We start from the raw sequence: 16,754 nt of genomic DNA, 5'->3' as shown, positions 1-16,754 counted from the left end.
AGGCGATCCGCCATCACGATGCCGACTGGGAAGGGTATCGGGACCGTCAGCGCCGCATCATCGCGCGCTATCTGTCGACGAACGCCGAAGTCGTGGCGCGCTATGACGGGTTGCTGCTGCAGCTGGACAGCAGATAAATGGCTGGCTTGGAAAGCCGGGAGACCAGCGTGACCCGGACCAGGAGCCGTTCGCAGCGTCGGTGCATACTTCATCGCTGTATCAGTGCCGTTTCACAAGACGCGCACTCCAGCAATCCAACCTTATCGCGACAAAACCGTTTTTGCCCGCTATTCTTCCGGCTCATTCTGCGTCTATGAAAGCCCCTTCCCCCTACTTGTTCCCTCGACATCGATGATCGGCGCAAGCCGCGCGGCGACGCGCAAGAGCTTCGCATCCTCATGCCCGGCACCGATCAACTGTATACCGACCGGCAAACCGTTTGGTCCCGTCGTGCACGGCACGGCCAGGCAAGGCACATGCAGCAGCGACCACATCGCGTTGAACACCGCTTCGCCAGTGCTTGTGTGGCCGTGCGGCGCCTCACCTCGCGCAGCCGGCGTGACCAGCACGTCGTAATCGCCGAACACGCGGTCCAGCTCCGCGCGGCAGTGTTCGGCGACGCGATACGCATGCCGCAGAACCTCAGGCTTATCGAGCCGGTCCGGTGACAATCGTTCGAGCATCGCAGGATACATGCTGTCGCGGCGGCTTTCGAGCAGGTCGAGAAACGCGGCGGCGCCCTCGGTTTCGATCACGGTCAGATGCGCGGCCGACATGTCGTCGAACGCTGCGGGCAGCGTCACATCGGCGATCGTCACACCGGCATCACGCAGGCGTTGAGCGGCAGCTTCGAGCGCACGCTCGCCGGCGGGTTCGATCGACGGCCATTGCGGCGAGCGGCAGATGCCGACGCGCAGTCCGCGCAACGGCGCGTCATCCTCGGGAGCGGCGTCGGCACCGGGCGGCAGCAGACGGAACACCTGCGCGACGAGCGCGAGATCGGCAACACTCCGGCCATACCAGCCGACCGTATCCAGACTGACCGCAAGCAGCTTTACGCCCTCGGCGCTGACGCGGCTCCACGTCGGCTTCAACGCATACACGCCGTTGAACGACGCCGGCCGGATCAGCGAGCCGCCTGTCTGCGTACCGAACGCAAACGGCACCTGCAGATCGGCCACCGCAGCGGCGGAACCCGCCGACGATCCGCCTGGCGTATGCGCGGCATTGAGCGGATGCGTGGTTGCCGCGACGCGCCCGAACGCGGCAAATTCGACCGTATCGGTCTTGCCAAGCAGCACCGCGCCAGCATGGCGCGCACGCGCGACACAGGCAGCGTCATGCACGGGCTGGTTGCGCTGGAAAGCGGGCGAATTGTGCGTGGTCGGCAGATCGGCGGTATCGATCATGTCCTTCACGCCGAACGGCAGGCCCGACAACAGCCCGCGCGCGCCGTCGCGACGACGTTTGTCCTGCTCGCGCGCGGCCTGCACCGCCCGTTCGCGGTCGATCGCGAGCCACGCCTTGACCACCGGATCACGTGCGTCGACCCGTTCAAGGCACGAGCGCATCAGCGCCTCACTGGTCAGGTATCCTTCACGAATCTGTCGGGCGGCTTCAGCTGCGGAAAGCTGGTACGGTTCCATGAATACTCCTTGTCCCTATTCAACCGGTTGGGCTCACGCAAAGCCGTAGAGCGCCGCGGGATGGTCGACGAGAATGCGCGTGCGCATCGCCCGGTCGGGTACCCAACGGTCGAGCAACGACCGCAACGCGACCGTATCCGCGTTGCCGTGCTCGGTGACATGCGGCCAATCGCTGCCCCAAACGAGCCGCTCGGGCGCCTCGCGTACGAAGGCCTCGGCGACCCGCGTCGCGTCCTCGTACGGCGCGCCGGTCAGCGTGTTCAGATAGGCGCCGGACAGCTTGAGCCAGCAGCGCTCGCGCGCGAGCAGATCAGCGACGACGCGAAATGCCAGATGCGCGGCGCCCTGCTGCGGCGCGAGTCGCGCGAGATGATCGAACACGATCATGCATGGCAGGCGGTTCAGCACGTCTCGATGCTCGACGATCTGATCGCCGGACATATGCAATTGCACATGCCAGCCCAACCCGGCGATGCGCGCCGCGAGCGGCTCGAGCATATCGACCGTCATCACCGTATCGCGTGCGTTCCAGACGCTAAAGCGCAGCCCGCGCACGCCACAGGCGTCGAGTTCACGCAAGGCGGCAAGCGGCGTGTCCGGCGCGACCACCGCGATGCCGCGCGCCGCGCCGCCGAACTGCGCGATGGCATCGACGAGGCAGGCGTTATCCGTGCCGTAGCGCTTGGCCTGTACGATCACCGCACGCGTCGTGCCGATCTTGCGCTGCACGCGGCGATAGTCGTCGACAGTCATGCCGGTCATCGGTGCTCCGTTGCCGGGCTGCTCGGGAAAGCGCGGATCGTAGATGTGCAGGTGGCAATCGCACGCGCCTTCGATAGACCCACTCATGGTTTCGGATACCTGAAGATTCATCGTCACGTTTTCTCCGGTTGATGCGCCCGCTCTGACGGGCGTCCGGTCAGCCTCATCAGCTCAGTTGCCGCCCGCGCGTTTCCGGCGAGATCAGCACCATCCCCCACGCGAGCAGGAACGCGACCAGCGTGGTCAGCATGCCCATGCGGAAACCGCTCGCCGAGGTGGCCAACGCGCCGATCAGATACGGCGCGATCATGCCGCCGATGCGGCCGCCGTTGTAGGCAATGCCCATCGCGAAACCGCGCGCGCTGGTCTTTGGCACCAGTTCGGCGGCGAACGGCCCCATGCCCGCGAACAGGCCGGTAATGCCCATGCCCGTGAAGAAGCTCGCGACCATCACCGTCGTTTCGCCGCTGCCGGTCACGAACGCGAACACCGCGATCGCGCCGATCAGCAGATAGATCGAGAAGGTTGGCTTGCGGCCGATGCGATCCACAAGCAGCGCGAACACCGCGAAGCCGAAGATCGACCCGAGCTGCTGCGCGAACGTGAAGCTTAAGCTGTGCACGAAGTTGAAGTGCTTGACGGTCAGCAGGAACGTCGGCGTCCACGTGAAAACTGCCCAGTACACGTACTGCACGAAGAAGATGAAACCGAACGCCTTCGCGAGTCCGCCGAAGTTGCCAGGGCGCAACAGATCGCCGATCTGTCCGCGCTCGCCGCCGGATTGCGCGCGCGATTGCCATACCGGCGATTCGGGTGTGCGGCGCGCGATCGGATACAGCAGCACGATCGGCAATACACCGAGGCCGTACACCCAGCGCCAGCCGCCGTGATCGAGGCCGCCCGAGAGGTTTGAAATCAGCGCCACCACACCGATCGCGAGCAGCGAGCCGAGCGGCAGGCCGAACTGCATCATCGCACCGCCCTTGCCGCGATGCTCGGGCTTCCATGTCTCCGCGACCAGCGCGGCACCCGCGGTCCACGCGCCGCCCATACCGAGGCCCGCAAGCGTGCGCAGCACCGCCAGTGAAACCGGGCCTTGCACAAACGCGGTGAGCCCAGTGAAGATCGAATAGACGAGAATGGTCAGCATCAGCGTACGCACGCGGCCGATGCGATCCGCCACCCAGCCGAACGCGATACCGCCGACGATCAATCCCGCCGCGGCGATACTGCCAATCGCCCCCGCCTGCGCACGCGTCAATGCGAAGTACGCAATGAAGGCGGGCACGGTCAGCGAGAACACGAAGATCTCGTAGACCTCGAACAGCCAGCCGAGCCCCGCGAGCGCAAGCACGCGCCACGCGCCGCTTGTGACCTGCCGATACCATGCGACCTGACTGGCCGGTCTGGCATCCGTTGCGGATGGGTGCGGAGTCTGGTCCTCCTGTGCTTGCTGCTGCATGCTGGTGTCTCCTGGGGTGCTCTTGACAATCGGGGTCTTCGTCGTACCCATCCTGCTCATGCGGCGCGTTGTATGTGTTGTCGCCGTCCTTGCCCTGAATCAGCCTGCTCTCGCTTCGGTATCCTCATAGGTCGCCGCCATATAGGTCTCGACGATACTCGGCAGATTCATTAATACATGCTCGCGCTTAAGCGCCGCCGCCTGCGAAAAATCACGCGCCTTCAACGCCTGCATGATCTTCTTCGTGTATTGCAGCGAGCGGCTCTTGTCGAGCCTGCGCGACAGCAGGTTATAGCGCAGCGGCTCAGCGGTTTCGTAGAGCCGGTTTAGCGCGTCCTGCAATGGCTTGTTGCCGAGAAACCGCGAACTGGCGTCATAGAAATTGCGGATCTCCTGCACGTACTGTCCGACATTGCGGGTTTCGAACGCCGACGCCATGCGCTGATGACACTCGTTCATTTCCTTCAGCAGCGGCTTCAGATCGTCGATTTCGCCGAGACTTAGCATCGTGTAGCTTTGCAGCTCGGCGCGCAGCAGGTACATATCGCGTATTTCACGCTCGCTGTACAACGTCACGCGAAAGCCGCGCCGCTGAATATGGCTAACCAGACCGCTTTGCTCCAGCAGACGCAAGGCCTCGCGGATCGGCCCACGGCTGCTGCCATAGCGCCGCTCCAGATCCTGCTCGCGCAGCGGCTGGCCGGGCCGGAACGTGCCGTCGATGATCGAGCGGCGAATCTGTTCCTTCAGAAAATACGGGATGGTGCCCGGAATCGATACCTGCTCCATCACCCGGCATCCTTGTTGACAACGATGCCGGCCGATGCGAGCACCTCTTCGGTATGCTCGCCGAGCCTCGGCGCGGCGCGTTGCGCGGCAAGCGGCACGGTGCCGAAGCGAAACGGACGCGCGAGTCCGCGATACGGGCCGGCGTTGTCATGCTGGTAGGTTTCCACGAGCCCTTGAGCGAGTACCTGCGGATGATCGAACATGTCCTCGATATCGCGCGCGGCCGAGCAAGGCACCCGTTCGCCGAAAATCAGCTCCCATTCCTGCGCCGAATGCGCGCGTAACGCGTCGCGCACGACCGGCACGATTTCGTCCGCGTGCTCGGCGCGCTTTCTGACGGTGTCGAAACGCGGATCGGCGGCGAGCTGCGGACGCCCGATCAGTTCGCACAGCGCAGCCCAGAAATGCGGCGTGTTGGCCGAAAGATAGATGCTGCCCTCACCCGTTGGATGCAAACCGGTGATACCGCCCGAGCGCATGTCGCGAAAGCATTCGCGCGGCTCGCTGTCCGCCCATACGAAGCGCGCGGATTGCATCGCGAGCGCGCTTGCGAGGAGCGACACGCCGACATACTGTCCGTGCCCGGTGCGTTCGCGCGCATACAGCGCCGAAGCGACGCTCGCGGCAAGCATCGCTGCCGCGTAATAGTCGACCACCGATCCGTATACGATCTCCGCGTCGCCCGGCGCCCCTTGCAGCGAACAGATGCCGGACATCGATTGCAGCACCTGGTCGTAGCCGGCCTTGTCGCGCATCGGCCCGGTATCGCCGTAACCGGTGAGCGCACAGTAGATCAGACGCGGGTTGCGCTCGCGCAGCGAGTCATAGGCGATGCCGAGCTTGGCCGGCACGGCCGGGCGAAAGTTATGCACCAGCACGTCCGCCTGATCGACGAGCTTCATCAGCGCGTCGTGCCCCGCTGCCGTTTTCAGGTCGAGCACGATGCCGAGCTTGCCGCGATTCACGCCGAGAAAGGCGCGGCTTTCCCGCGGCAGCGTGGAGGGGTAATTGCGCAAATTGTCGCCTTGCGGCGGCTCGACCTTGATGATCTCGGCGCCCTGATCTGCAAGCAGCGTGCACCCGTATGGACCCGCGATATAGGCGCTCAAATCCAGCACCTTGATGCCGGCGAGCGGTCCGGCGGAGTGATCGGCGGTGGCCGGCGTGGCGGCGGATTCGTGCGATGAAGACGTCATGTTGAACTGTGTAAGAGGCAACTGCGGGCAACTGCGCGGTGAATACCAAGCAGCCCGAAGCAGCCGTGGGTCAGCCGCAAAAACGATGCGCCGGTCGCCGGGCACGAAAACAGCACTCGTGGTTGTGCGGAACACGGTACCAATGTAGAGTACAGAAAATAAATTGTCTACAATTTTTGAGCGAAGCCAACCATGTCATCGAATGCCGGCCATCTACTGATGCGCAGCAAGCTGTTCGTCCCCGCGTCACGTCCCGAACTGTTCGTAAAGGCCATGCAAGGCCCTGCCGACGCGATTTCATTCGATCTTGAGGACGCCGTCGAGGAAAGCCGCAAGGCCAGCGCGCGCGGCACGTTGCGCCAGTATCTGTCGACGCCCGAGGCCAGCGCGGCCGGCAAGACGTTGATCGTGCGCATCAACGCAATCGACACGCCCCACTTTGCCGACGACGTAACCGCGTGCACGCAAGACGGCCTTCATATGCTGAATCTGCCGAAGGTCGAAGATCCGGACGCCGTGCGCCAACTGGCGGCGAGGCTCGATGCGCTCGAACGCGAGCGCGGCATCGCGGCGCCGATCGGCATTCTCGCCAACATCGAATCACCGCGAGGATTGCGTCACGCAGCGCAGATCGCGCTCGCGCATCCGCGTGTAAGAGGCTTGCAGGTCGGCTTCGGCGACCTGTTCGGGCCGCTTGGCATCTCGCAGCGCGACACCGCCGCGTTGCAAACGGTCCGCTTGCAGGTACGGCTCGCGGCGGGCGAAGCCGGCATCGAAGCCTACGACGGCGCTTTCGTCGATATCGCGGACCCAGAAGGATTCACGGCGGACGCGAAATCCGCGTTCGCGCTGGGCTTCGCCGGCAAGAGCTGCATCCATCCAACCCAGGTCGCACTCGCCAATGACGCGTTCCGCCCCAGCCAGGAAGAAGTGGATCATGCGCTGCGCGTCGTCGCCGCGGCAAAAGAGGCCCTCGGCGAAGGCGTCGGCGCGTTCAAAGTGGACGGCAAGCTCGTCGACGGACCATTCATCACACGAGCGGAAAAACTCGCGGAGTTGGGCCGCGCGCTCGGCATGGCGTGATGAGCCCGCAGCGGGCAATCGATCGCGTTGCCGGCGTTGTCAACTGCACGGTACAGATATTTCCACTGCCCCCTCACCTTTTTATATAGGTCTCCTCGAAAGATTGCGACGTCATCCCCATACTTCGTCGGGCAGTGGCAGGCCTGCGAGATCGGTGTCGGTGAGCGGGCCGTCAGGCGCAATGCCGTGGCTCTCCAGCATCAGCATGATCTGGCGCGTGTGTTGCGTCGCGTGCCATGCGGTGCGCTCCAGTACTTCGTGAAACGGCCGCGTGCCGTAATACGTCGAAACCGTATAGTTCACGTCCGGGTCTTGCTCCGCAGCCCACCACGCATCGAAGCGGCGATGCACGTCGTCGCCCCAGCGCGCGATATCGTCCGCCGTCCATGTTTCGGGCGGCACCTCGTCGAAGCTCTCGAAGCGCAGCGCGATGCCCTGCGATGCTTCCATCCCCATCCCGGCGATGCGATACACGTGATAGCAAAGCTGCGCCGGCGTGCGCCGCCGGTTGCGGAACGGCTCGTTCAGCTGTTCGGGCGTGAACTGATGCACGTAGCGCGAAACGGCGCTCATCACGTGGTCGAGCCGCTGCACCAGCACGGCGGCGGGCAACGGATCGGCGAGCGTCGTGCGCAGGTCGAGAAACTTCACGACATCCTTGAGCGATTGCGCGAGCGTGTAATGCTTGCCGATCGACACTACCGGCACGCTGCGCACGCCCAGTTCGAACAGCTCGGCCTGCGCGCGCGGATCGTTGTGCACGTCGCGCGATTCGTACTCGATGCCCTGCTGCGTCAAAAATTCCTTGGTGCGCAGGCACGACGAGCAGCCGGGCTGCCAGAAGACCTTGATGCGCACACCAGTCGCGGTATCAGACATGGATCCCTCCATTGCAAAAGCTTGCTTCGGGCCTGCGTGCTCCTGTCCCGCACGCTGGCGGCCCGACCGGTTGAAGCGAAAGTTCAGGCGAGCGCCGCCTGCTTGCCCTTCGCGAGCACGGCCATCGCGTCGGCGCTAGTCATGAGGTCGGCATACTTCTGGCCCATGTCGAAGAGGCTCTGCTCGTGCGGCGCCTGCGCGCGGTCGCCCACGCAGTCGGTCACGACGATCGGACGCAGCCCGTGCGCGGATGCATCGACGACGCTCGCGCGCACGCAGCCGCTCGTCGTGCAGCCGGTGACCAGCAGCGTGTCGATGCCCGCAGCCATCAGCCACGACGCGTAGTTGGTTCCGAAGAACGCCGACGAATGGCGCTTTCTCGATACGTATTCGCCGTCGAGCGGGCTGCACGACGACACGATCCGCGTGTCCGGCGCGTCCTCGGTGAGCTCGCGCAGACGCGGTACCTTCTCGCCGAACGTGCCGATATCGAAGCCGCCTTTCTGCGCGGCGAAGTACACATGCGAGACCGGCATGGCCTGCCGGCGCGCGAAGGCGAGCAGCTTCGCCGTCTGCGCGATGGCGTCGTTGATGTTGTAGCCGCCGAAGCCGTCCTCGCGCGTGAAGCCTTCCTGGAAATCGATCACCAGAACGGCCGTCTTGCGGCCGAAACCGAGCGATTGCCCGAACTTCTGTTTGACGAAGATATCCGTATCCGACATGTCGACCTCGGCGAGAGAGAGTGAGAGTTGCGGCGGGAATCGGGAACACCACGCCGGCCTCTCACCGAAAATTGCATGCAAAAAATCAGAATGTCAACATTAAAACTCACGCTGAATTTGTATGATTTGGTTAGCCACTTCAATAAAAGCCATAAAACCAGAACAAAAATTAGTTATCCAATCAGATTGGATTGAATATCCGTACAAATTACAAAAATAACTTCATGCCGACACCCGAGATTGGTGTTTTGGAGACCTTGCCCCGCGAATTTTTGTATGCGATTCTGATCTGGTGCTCTCCCGACCGATTCGATCGCTCTCCGACCGGTGTTTGCCATGACCACAAAAGCCTCGTGCCACAGCCTTTCCCGTCGTCAATTCACCCTGGGCGTCGCGGGGGCCGCCGCGCTGAATCTGGTGGCGCCGCTCGCCCGGGCGCAGGGGCAGCCGAAACTCCTGCGCGTGCGCCTCGGCTCGGACATCGCCAATCTCGATCCGGCGCATATCTTTCAGGTCGAAAACCAGACCGTCGCGACGCATATCTACAGCGGACTCGCGCGCTATGACGAGGCGACCAACAAGATCGTCCCGGATCTTGCCTCGAGCTGGGACGTCTCGCAGAACGGCACGGTCTACACGTTCCACCTGCGCAAGAACGTGCAGTGGCACAAGAACTTCGGCGCGCTCTCCGCCGACGACGTGCGGTTCTCCTTCGAGCGCGTGCTCGATCCGAAAACCGGCAGCAACTATGTCGGGCAACTCGCCGCCATCGCGAAGATCGATACGCCCGACGCAAACACGGTCGTCATCACGCTCAAGGCGCCGAACTCGGGCTTCATGCATAAGGTCACCAACCTGAATCAAGGCTGGATCGTGAGCCGCAAGGCCGTCACCGAGATGGGAGATCGCAAGCACGCATTGAATCCCGTCGGCACGGGGCCGTTCGTCTTCGAAAGCTGGACGCCGGGGCAGGAAGTGCGCGTTTCCGCCAACAGGAGCTATTTCGGCGGCCCGCCGAAAGTCGATGGCGTGCTGTTCCGCGTGATCCGCGACGAGAACGCGGCGGCCACGGCGCTCACCAACGGCGAGATCGATATCTTCTTCGCGCTGCAAGAGCCGGGCGTGATCGCGCGCCTGAAGGACGACCCGAACGTGAAGGTGCACGACCGCCCCGCCGATCACACCATCAACTTCGTGCTCAACATGACGCACCAACCGCTCGACGACCTGCGCGTGCGTCAGGCAATCATGTACGGCATCAACCGCGACGCGATCATCGCCGGTCTCTTCAAAGGCACGAAAGGCCCGGCGTACAGCGTACTCACGCCAGCCTTTCTCGAATACACCGAGGACGTACCGAAATACGCCTACGATCCGGCCAAGGCGCGCGCGCTGCTCGCCGCAGCCGGGCAGACGGATTTTTCGATGGATGTCATCGGCGTGGGCTTCAGTCCTTACGACAAGATCGTCGTGCCGATTGCGAGCGACCTGTCGGCCATCGGCATCAAGACGCGCATCCAGGTACTCGAACGCGGCGCGTACCTGCAGGCGCGCTCGGGCGGCAAAATCCCGACCGCGATCACCGGCGTGGTCGGCGCGCCCGATCCCGACAACCCGATCATCTCGATGCTCGCGAAGTCATCGTTTCCGCCAGGCCTCAATACCTCGCATTACGCCGGCGTCGACGACCTGATTGCGAACGCCGCAGCCGCACAGGACGAAGCGGCACGCAAGGTCGCGTATCAGAAGATCCTGCAGAAGAGCATGACGGACCTTCCGTTGATCCCCCTGTATGCGGACCGGCTGTTCATCGCGCATTCGAACAGGGTTCAGGGCTTCGTGCAGAACTCGCTATTCACGATGAACTCATATCCGGTCTCGCTCGCCTGAGAGGACACCCGCAATGGGACGCTATCTGGCCAGACAGACGCTGCACCTCGTCGTCACGCTTGCCGGCATTCTCACCGTGACGTTCTTCCTGGTCCGCATGATTCCGGGGGACCCCGCGCAATACATGCTCGGCGATTACGCCACCAACGATGCGCTCGCCGCACTGCGCGAGCAGCTCGGGCTGAATCACTCGCTGCTCGTGCAGTACGGGCTGTTCATCGGGCACGTGCTGCACGGCGATCTCGGCACTTCGGTCGTCACCGGCCGACCGGCGCTGCTGGAGATCGTGCAGAGCCTGCCCGATTCGGCGATTCTCGCGGTCGCCGGCATGACGATCGCCGTGCTCGTCGGCGTGCCGCTCGGCATCGTCACGGCGGTGCGGCACGGCAGTTTCATCGATATCGCCGTGATGCTCGTCGCGCTCGCGGGCATTTCATTCCCGGTGTTCTGGCTCGGGCTCGCGGGCATCCTCGTGTTCGCGCAGCATCTGAAATGGCTGCCCGCGCTCGGCTCGAGCTCCGGCGGCGGCTTTATCGAAGCGCTCCGGCATCTGGTGTTGCCCGCCGCCGTGCTGGGCGTGTCGGTGGCGGCGTATATCGCGCGGCTCACGCGCTCCGCAATGCTCGAAGTCATCGGCCACGACTACATCCGCGTGGCCCGCGCGATGGGCGTGCGCGAAAGCACCATCGTCTGGCGGCTCGCGTTCAGAAACGCGCTGGTGCCCGTGCTGTCGATCATCGGCGTGACCTTCTCGTATTCGCTCGGCAGCGCGATTTTGATCGAAGTCGTGTTCAGCCGGCCGGGCATTGGCACGACCATTCTCAAGGCGGTCAGCTCGCGCGATTACCCGCTCGTGCAGGCGGGCGTACTGGCGCTCGCGGTGATCGTCGTGCTCGTCAACACCGCGCTCGATCTGCTCTACGCGGCTGTCGATCCGCGTCTGCGCACGCGCTGATCGAACGAGGACCCGCCGATGAGCTCGCCCGCCGCTTCCCTCAACCCCGCGCACCGTAACGGCAACGCTTCGTGGCGCCGCTATGCGCGTCATCCGGGCTTCATGACGGGGCTCGTGATTCTCGCCGCAATGGTCATCATCGCGCTCGGCGCGCGGTGGATCGCGCCCTACTCGCCCGTCGCCGCCGACATGACCAACACGCTCGCGGCGCCCTCCGCCGCGCACTGGTTCGGCACGGACCAATATGGCCGCGACGTGCTCTCCCGCCTCGTCTGGGGCACGGGCATTTCGCTGCAAGTCGCGTTCTCGGTCATGGTCATTTCCATCGTGCTGGGCGTCGCGCTCGGCTCGGCGGCCGCGTTCTTCGACGGCTGGCTGGCGCGCGTGCTGGTCGCGATCATCGATATCCTGCTCGCGTTTCCGGGCTTTCTGCTGGCGCTCGCACTGGTGGCCGCGCGCGGCTCGTCGCTGAGTTCGGTGATCTGGGCGATCGCCATCGCGTTCGCACCGCGCGTCGCCGCCGTCATGCGCGCGGTCGTGCTGACGATCAGGCCGCGCATGTTTATCGAGGCGTCGACGTCGATCGGCATGGCGCGCTGGAAGATCCTGCTTGTGCACGTGGTTCCGAACAGCCTGCCGCCCGTGATCGTGGTCGCGACGGTCGGTGCCGCGAACGCGGTGCTCGGCGAGGCCGGTTTGAGCTATCTCGGTCTTGGCGTTCAGCCGCCCGCGCCGACGTGGGGCAACGTGATCGCCGACGGTCAGGGCTTTCTCGCCTCGCATCCGATGATCTCGCTCTCGGCGGGCGCGTGCATCGCGCTGCTCGTCATCGCCTTCAACCTGCTCGGCGACGGACTACGCGACACGCTCGATCCGCAGATGCGCCGCCGCGCCGACGCGAGGACGTTATGAACAGCAGCCTGCCAGCCGTCTTCCGGATCCCGCGACGCCACGCGCCTGCCGACGCCGCCGATGCATCGGACAGCATCCGGACAGGCGAGACGCGCATCGATCCGGAAGCCGTTTTAGAAATCGACGGAATACGCACCGTATTTCCGGGCGCAGTCGTGGTGGACGATGTGTCGCTGAGCGTGCGGCCGGGGCGCACGCTCGCCGTGGTCGGCGAGTCCGGCTCGGGCAAGTCGATGACGTTTCTTTCGGCGCTCGGGCTCGTCGCGCCGCCGGGGCGCGTGACGCACGGACGCGTGCTGCTCGATGGCGTCGATATCGCCCGGCTCTCCGGCGAGGCGTTGCGGCGCGTGCGCGGCGCATCGATCTCGATGATCTTTCAGGATCCGATGACCGCGCTCAATCCGGTCTTCACCATCGGCGAGCAGATGACGACGCTCCTGCGCGCGCACGAGCGCGTGAGCCGATCGGCGGCGCGGGCGCGGGCGGCGGGGCTGCTGGAACGCGTGCGCATACCCGAGGCGCGCGCCCGGCTCGACGCCTATCCGCACGAGTTGTCGGGCGGCATGCGCCAGCGCGTGCTGATCGCGATGGCCGTGGCGCTGCGCCCCAAAGTCGTGATCGCCGATGAACCCACTACCGCGCTCGACGTCACCGTGCAGGCGCAGATCCTCGACCTGCTCGCGGACCTGCAGCAGGAAACGAACATGGCGATGGTGCTCATCACGCACGATCTCGGGCTGGTGGCGCGCTACGCGCAGGATGTCGCGGTGATGTACGCGGGCCGCGTCGTCGAGCGCGGTTCGCTGGAGCGCGTGTTCGGCGCGACGCGGCACCCTTATACGCAGGCGCTGTTTCGCAGCATTCCCGATCTCGAAGGCGAGCCGGGTTGCGCGCTGCATGCGATCGAAGGCAATCCGCCCGATGTCGCCGCCCTGCCCGCCGGCTGTGCGTTCGAGCCGCGCTGCGCGATGGGACGCGGCCGCGCGAACTGCGGCTCGATGCGGCCACCGCTCGTCGAAACGGACGCCGCCGCGCATGTCAGCGCGTGCTTTTTCTGGCACTCGCTTGCCACGACGGGGAGCGCATGATGCTGTTCCAGATCGATGCCGTGAGCCGCAGCTTCGGTGCGAAGCATTCGGTTCTGCGAAGCAAGAAGCCGGTGGTGCAGGCGGTCGACGGCGTGTCGCTGCATCTCGATGCCGGCGAAACACTCGGTCTCGTCGGCGAAAGCGGCAGTGGCAAGAGCACGCTCGGGCGGCTCGCCGTGCGTCTGCTCGAACCGAGTGCGGGACGCATTTTTCTCGACGGCGTCGATATCGGCACGCTCGGCGGACGCCAACTCCGCGCGATGCGCGCGCAGGTGCAGATGGTGTTTCAGGACCCGTACGGCTCGCTCGATCCGCGGCGTACGGTGGGCGCGGCCATCGCCGAGCCGATGAAGGAGCACGGCGCGTGGCGTGCCGACGGTCCCGCAAAAGTACGCGAGCTGATGTGCACCGTGGGCCTCAATCCCGAGCACGCGACGCGCTATCCGCATGAGTTTTCGGGCGGGCAACGGCAGCGCATCGGCATCGCGCGGGCGCTCGCGCTCAATCCGAAGGTACTCGTGCTCGACGAGCCCGTATCCGCGCTCGATGTCTCCATTCAGGCGCAGATCATCAATCTGCTCGGCAAGCTGCAGCGCGAGCGGCAACTCGCGTATCTGTTCATCGCGCATGATCTGGCGGTCGTGCGCCATGTGAGCCATCGCGTCGCGGTGATGTATCTCGGACGCATCGTCGAACTCGCTGCGCGCAACTCGCTCTATGCGTCGCCGGCGCATCCGTACACCGAGTCGCTGCTGGCGGCGGTGCCGGTCGCCGACCCGGCCGCGGCACGCGCGAAGCCGCGTGCGCGCGTGCTGGGCGAGATCGGCTCGGCGGCCAATCTTCCGGGCGGATGCCGCTTTCATCCCCGCTGCGTGCGAGCGCGCGAGCTCGTCGCACGGCCCGGCAGCGCGAATCGGGCGACGATTCCGATCCGCCCGGTCGACACGCGCTACGGCCCACTGCCCCATGCCTGCGTGCACGACGATCCGACGCTCGCCGATCGCGGTGACGGCACGTTCGTCGCGTGTCACTATTCCAACGCCGCCGCGGCGGCCTGAAAACGCGCATTCGATATACTTCGTCCGTTCGATGCACTATCGGTACGTCACGCCCATGGAAACTGCGGACAGCAGCGAAAACTCACAAGACGAAACCGTCGTCACCGGCTTGCAGGCGATGATCCTGAGCGGCACGCTCAGGCCCGGCGCGAAGCTGCGGGAAGCCGAACTCGGCGAGTTATTCAACGTGTCGCGCACGCCGGTTCGCGAGGCGCTGGTCGCGCTGGAGACGCGCGGCATGGTCGTCTATGAGCGCAATCGCGGCTTCAGCGTACGTTCGTTCAGCCTGCGCGACCTGCGCGATTCATACGAACTGCGCGCGGTGCTCGAAGGCTATGCGAGCGCGCTTGCGGCGCAGCGTGGCTTCAGCGACGAACACGTCGAAGCGATGCGCGCCTATCTCGCAGAGACGGGCCGGATGCTCGTCGGCGAACGCACGCTCGACAAGGAAGAAGTGCAAGCGATGCGCGAGCGCAGCGACTGGTTCCACGCGCAGATTAACGATGCGTGGACCAACAGGCTCTTCAGGCGCAGTCACGAGATGGTGCATCGCACGCCGCACAAGCCTTTCACGGAACCGCTGATGGACACCGCCTCGATGCGCAGGTATCACGAGGAGCACGTGCGCATCTTCGAAGCGGTGGCCTCACGCGACAGCAGCCGCGCGGAGCATCTGATGCGCGAGCACATTTTGCGCGGGTGCTTCGAGATCGACCAGCGGTTGAAGATCGAACACCATCATTGATGGCACGATCAGACGCATGCAAACGCAGGGCTCCGTTGCGATAAGGATGGACGGGATGGAGCGATGGTCCCGTTCGTCATGGCGCCCGCTTATGTGCCGTTCCGGAAACCGCAGACGCCATTGCCATACTCGCTTGCTGTTGGCCGAGTGAGCATCTGGGCGTTGAGACTTTTATGCAATTGTCGGTTGGTTCAGCGCCCGACGTCCCGGAGAACGCACGAAAATCGTGACGAGCATTGCTCCTGACACGGCGATGGCTCCAGTCACCAGAAATGCACTCTCGAAGTTGCCGGACCACTGTACGAGGAAGCCCGTCACCGTGGGGGCAACAATGCCGGCCAGGTTCGCGACCAGGTGGACGAATCCGCCAACCGCTCCAACGCGATTTTTCTCAACCGTGTCCAGCACCAGAGCAAAGTAAGTGTTGTACGAGGCGTACATGAAGAATACGCCGATAGCCATCAGCGAAACCGCGCTCGTCATGTCCTTCACAGTCCCGGTAATGCCGACACAGATTGCACCTGCGCTCAGGCAGGTGATCAGCACCACCTTGCGCGAAAAGATGGCGCGGCCTGTCTTGCGGAAGATAAAGTCCGACAGGAGCCCACCCGCAATCAGACCGGTGGCGCCAACAGCCCAGGGAATCACGCTGACCACCGCCATTTTTTGAATGCTGAGGTGATGCGCCATCGTCAGATAGCTCGGAAACCAGGACAGGAAAAAGTACAGGATGTACGAATAGCCGAAGAATGCGAAAGCCGTCGCGAGAATGGCGGGACGAAGTAGAAGTGTGTGCAGTGGAGATACCGGCGGGCTGATCGAAACAGCCGTCGATGCGTCATTATCGATGACGCCTGTCGCCACATCCGGAGGCACCGCAGGCCTGTCTTTGGCAAGCGCAACCCACATGACAACCCACAGAACACCGACTACGGCAATAGCGACAAAGGACAATCGCCACCCTATGCTCACGGCCGCGAAGCCGACGGCGGGTCCGGCAAGGGCGGCACCCAGCGAAGTACCCGAGTTCGCGATGCCTATGGCGCTGGCCTGCTCCTCACGCGGAAACCAGTTGGACACCATCTTGTTGATGTTTGAACAAAGCGGCCCCTCCCCCATGCCAAAGATGATGCGCACGACAAGAAGGCTCACCATGCCAACGGTCAATGCAGTCATTCCGCAGAACAGTGACCACACCAGCATGGAGACGGCGAGAACCCGTTTGGGTCCGAAGCGATCGGAATAGTAGCCGCCCACGAAACAGAACAACGCATAGCCAACGAAGAAGCTGCTGAACACAATCCCAAGCTGGGCAGGATCAAGGTGTAGCTCCTTCGCGATGAGCGGTGCAGTGATTGAAAGTGCGGCCCGGTCCAGGTAGCTGATAACCCCTCCTAGAAATAGCAGGCTAATCAGCATCCAGCGCGAACGTGTCGTGCTCATTTGTCTTCCTCCGTTTTGAAAATCGGGTGTCTCAGCGTATCGCCGTGGATTGTCGCCACCGGCTAACTTTCGTTCTTCAGACTATGGATTGCGGTTATTTTTTAATTAGGAAAACTTCTCAATC

The 16,754-nt window shown here is 63.9% G+C and carries 15 protein-coding genes and 1 pseudogene; 7 read left to right on the top strand and 9 right to left on the bottom strand.

Annotated features, from left to right (window positions below):
• Positions 1-311 precede the first annotated feature (311 nt).
• The 5 genes from G3N58_RS12150 to G3N58_RS12130 all read right to left on the bottom strand — a co-directional run bounded on the left by G3N58_RS12150 (position 312) and on the right by G3N58_RS12130 (position 5,855).
• Positions 312-1,646, bottom strand: coding sequence for an amidase (locus G3N58_RS12150; protein WP_205999258.1), 1,335 nt, complete (start codon positions 1,644-1,646; stop codon positions 312-314).
• A gap of 33 nt (positions 1,647-1,679) precedes the next feature.
• Positions 1,680-2,519, bottom strand: coding sequence for an amidohydrolase family protein (locus G3N58_RS12145; protein ID WP_241017083.1), 840 nt, complete (start codon positions 2,517-2,519; stop codon positions 1,680-1,682).
• A gap of 55 nt (positions 2,520-2,574) precedes the next feature.
• Positions 2,575-3,870, bottom strand: a complete 1,296-nt coding sequence (locus G3N58_RS12140; protein ID WP_167039985.1) for an MFS transporter — start codon at positions 3,868-3,870, stop codon at positions 2,575-2,577.
• Positions 3,871-3,969: 99 nt separating this feature from the next.
• Positions 3,970-4,659 carry a GntR family transcriptional regulator gene (locus G3N58_RS12135; RefSeq protein ID WP_167039987.1) on the bottom strand — a complete coding sequence of 230 codons (690 nt, stop codon included), beginning with the start codon at positions 4,657-4,659 and terminating at the stop codon, positions 3,970-3,972.
• The gene (locus G3N58_RS12130; protein WP_167285127.1) at positions 4,659-5,855 is read right to left on the bottom strand and encodes a CoA transferase; all 1,197 of its coding nucleotides are present in this window, start codon (positions 5,853-5,855) and stop codon (positions 4,659-4,661) included. The genes G3N58_RS12135 and G3N58_RS12130 overlap by 1 nt, the downstream gene beginning before the upstream one ends.
• A gap of 219 nt (positions 5,856-6,074) precedes the next feature.
• On the opposite strand from G3N58_RS12130, the gene G3N58_RS12125 reads away from it, so the two are divergent.
• Positions 6,075-6,938: a CoA ester lyase gene (locus G3N58_RS12125; RefSeq protein ID WP_205999266.1), complete on the top strand. Its 864-nt coding sequence runs from the start codon at positions 6,075-6,077 to the stop codon at positions 6,936-6,938.
• Here the strand turns inward: G3N58_RS12125 and G3N58_RS12120 are convergent.
• From G3N58_RS12120 to G3N58_RS12110, 3 genes and pseudogenes are all read right to left on the bottom strand, one after another.
• Positions 6,938-7,030, bottom strand: a pseudogene (locus G3N58_RS12120) (DDE-type integrase/transposase/recombinase); the annotation flags it as partial. The gene G3N58_RS12125 and the pseudogene G3N58_RS12120 sit on opposite strands and share 1 nt — an antisense overlap.
• Before the next feature lie 19 nt (positions 7,031-7,049).
• Positions 7,050-7,817 (bottom strand): DinB family protein, encoded by a 768-nt coding sequence (locus G3N58_RS12115; RefSeq protein ID WP_167039991.1) that lies wholly within the window; start codon positions 7,815-7,817, stop codon positions 7,050-7,052.
• A gap of 83 nt (positions 7,818-7,900) precedes the next feature.
• Positions 7,901-8,539, bottom strand: coding sequence for an isochorismatase family protein (locus tag G3N58_RS12110; RefSeq protein WP_167039993.1), 639 nt, complete (start codon positions 8,537-8,539; stop codon positions 7,901-7,903).
• A 336-nt stretch (positions 8,540-8,875) separates the two neighbouring features.
• On the opposite strand from G3N58_RS12110, the gene G3N58_RS12105 reads away from it, so the two are divergent.
• Genes G3N58_RS12105 through G3N58_RS12080 form a run of 6 tightly spaced genes read left to right on the top strand, consistent with a single transcriptional unit; the run spans position 8,876 to position 15,187 of the window.
• Positions 8,876-10,429, top strand: a complete 1,554-nt coding sequence (locus G3N58_RS12105; RefSeq protein ID WP_205999257.1) for an ABC transporter substrate-binding protein — start codon at positions 8,876-8,878, stop codon at positions 10,427-10,429.
• A gap of 13 nt (positions 10,430-10,442) precedes the next feature.
• Positions 10,443-11,384 (top strand): ABC transporter permease, encoded by a 942-nt coding sequence (locus G3N58_RS12100; protein ID WP_167285121.1) that lies wholly within the window; start codon positions 10,443-10,445, stop codon positions 11,382-11,384.
• An 18-nt stretch (positions 11,385-11,402) separates the two neighbouring features.
• On the top strand, positions 11,403-12,296 hold the full coding sequence (locus G3N58_RS12095; RefSeq protein WP_205999256.1) for an ABC transporter permease: 894 nt from the start codon (positions 11,403-11,405) through the stop codon (positions 12,294-12,296).
• Complete coding sequence (locus G3N58_RS12090; protein WP_241017082.1) at positions 12,293-13,384, top strand: ABC transporter ATP-binding protein; 1,092 nt, start codon at positions 12,293-12,295, stop codon at positions 13,382-13,384. The genes G3N58_RS12095 and G3N58_RS12090 overlap by 4 nt, the downstream gene beginning before the upstream one ends.
• Positions 13,381-14,442: an oligopeptide/dipeptide ABC transporter ATP-binding protein gene (locus G3N58_RS12085; protein WP_205999255.1), complete on the top strand. Its 1,062-nt coding sequence runs from the start codon at positions 13,381-13,383 to the stop codon at positions 14,440-14,442. The genes G3N58_RS12090 and G3N58_RS12085 overlap by 4 nt, the downstream gene beginning before the upstream one ends.
• Positions 14,443-14,497: 55 nt before the next feature.
• Positions 14,498-15,187: a GntR family transcriptional regulator gene (locus G3N58_RS12080; protein WP_167040002.1), complete on the top strand. Its 690-nt coding sequence runs from the start codon at positions 14,498-14,500 to the stop codon at positions 15,185-15,187.
• 171 nt (positions 15,188-15,358) lie between these two features.
• Here the strand turns inward: G3N58_RS12080 and G3N58_RS12075 are convergent, their stop codons facing one another.
• Positions 15,359-16,630, bottom strand: coding sequence for an MFS transporter (locus G3N58_RS12075; protein WP_167285110.1), 1,272 nt, complete (start codon positions 16,628-16,630; stop codon positions 15,359-15,361).
• Positions 16,631-16,754: the final 124 nt, after the last annotated feature.

The sequence above is a fragment of the Paraburkholderia sp. Ac-20342 genome (assembly GCF_017104985.1).
In the GTDB taxonomy this organism is placed as follows: Bacteria; Pseudomonadota; Gammaproteobacteria; order Burkholderiales; family Burkholderiaceae; genus Paraburkholderia.
The sequence above is the reverse complement of the archived record's forward strand: the minus strand, read 5'-3'. Positions and strand labels throughout refer to the sequence as shown.

Bases quoted from the DNA above. Each gene is read 5' to 3' on its own strand.
- G3N58_RS12150 (WP_205999258.1), bottom strand. From the start codon at position 1,646: ATGGAACCGTACCAGCTTTCCGCAGCTGAAGCCGCCCGACAGATTCGT.
- G3N58_RS12145 (WP_241017083.1), bottom strand. From the start codon at position 2,519: ATGAATCTTCAGGTATCCGAAACCATGAGTGGGTCTATCGAAGGCGCG.
- G3N58_RS12140 (WP_167039985.1), bottom strand. From the start codon at position 3,870: ATGCAGCAGCAAGCACAGGAGGACCAGACTCCGCACCCATCCGCAACG.
- G3N58_RS12135 (WP_167039987.1), bottom strand. From the start codon at position 4,659: ATGGAGCAGGTATCGATTCCGGGCACCATCCCGTATTTTCTGAAGGAA.
- G3N58_RS12130 (WP_167285127.1), bottom strand. From the start codon at position 5,855: ATGACGTCTTCATCGCACGAATCCGCCGCCACGCCGGCCACCGCCGAT.
- G3N58_RS12125 (WP_205999266.1), top strand. From the start codon at position 6,075: ATGCGCAGCAAGCTGTTCGTCCCCGCGTCACGTCCCGAACTGTTCGTA.
- G3N58_RS12115 (WP_167039991.1), bottom strand. From the start codon at position 7,817: ATGTCTGATACCGCGACTGGTGTGCGCATCAAGGTCTTCTGGCAGCCC.
- G3N58_RS12110 (WP_167039993.1), bottom strand. From the start codon at position 8,539: ATGTCGGATACGGATATCTTCGTCAAACAGAAGTTCGGGCAATCGCTC.
- G3N58_RS12105 (WP_205999257.1), top strand. From the start codon at position 8,876: ATGACCACAAAAGCCTCGTGCCACAGCCTTTCCCGTCGTCAATTCACC.
- G3N58_RS12100 (WP_167285121.1), top strand. From the start codon at position 10,443: ATGGGACGCTATCTGGCCAGACAGACGCTGCACCTCGTCGTCACGCTT.
- G3N58_RS12095 (WP_205999256.1), top strand. From the start codon at position 11,403: ATGAGCTCGCCCGCCGCTTCCCTCAACCCCGCGCACCGTAACGGCAAC.
- G3N58_RS12090 (WP_241017082.1), top strand. From the start codon at position 12,293: ATGAACAGCAGCCTGCCAGCCGTCTTCCGGATCCCGCGACGCCACGCG.
- G3N58_RS12085 (WP_205999255.1), top strand. From the start codon at position 13,381: ATGATGCTGTTCCAGATCGATGCCGTGAGCCGCAGCTTCGGTGCGAAG.
- G3N58_RS12080 (WP_167040002.1), top strand. From the start codon at position 14,498: ATGGAAACTGCGGACAGCAGCGAAAACTCACAAGACGAAACCGTCGTC.
- G3N58_RS12075 (WP_167285110.1), bottom strand. From the start codon at position 16,630: ATGAGCACGACACGTTCGCGCTGGATGCTGATTAGCCTGCTATTTCTA.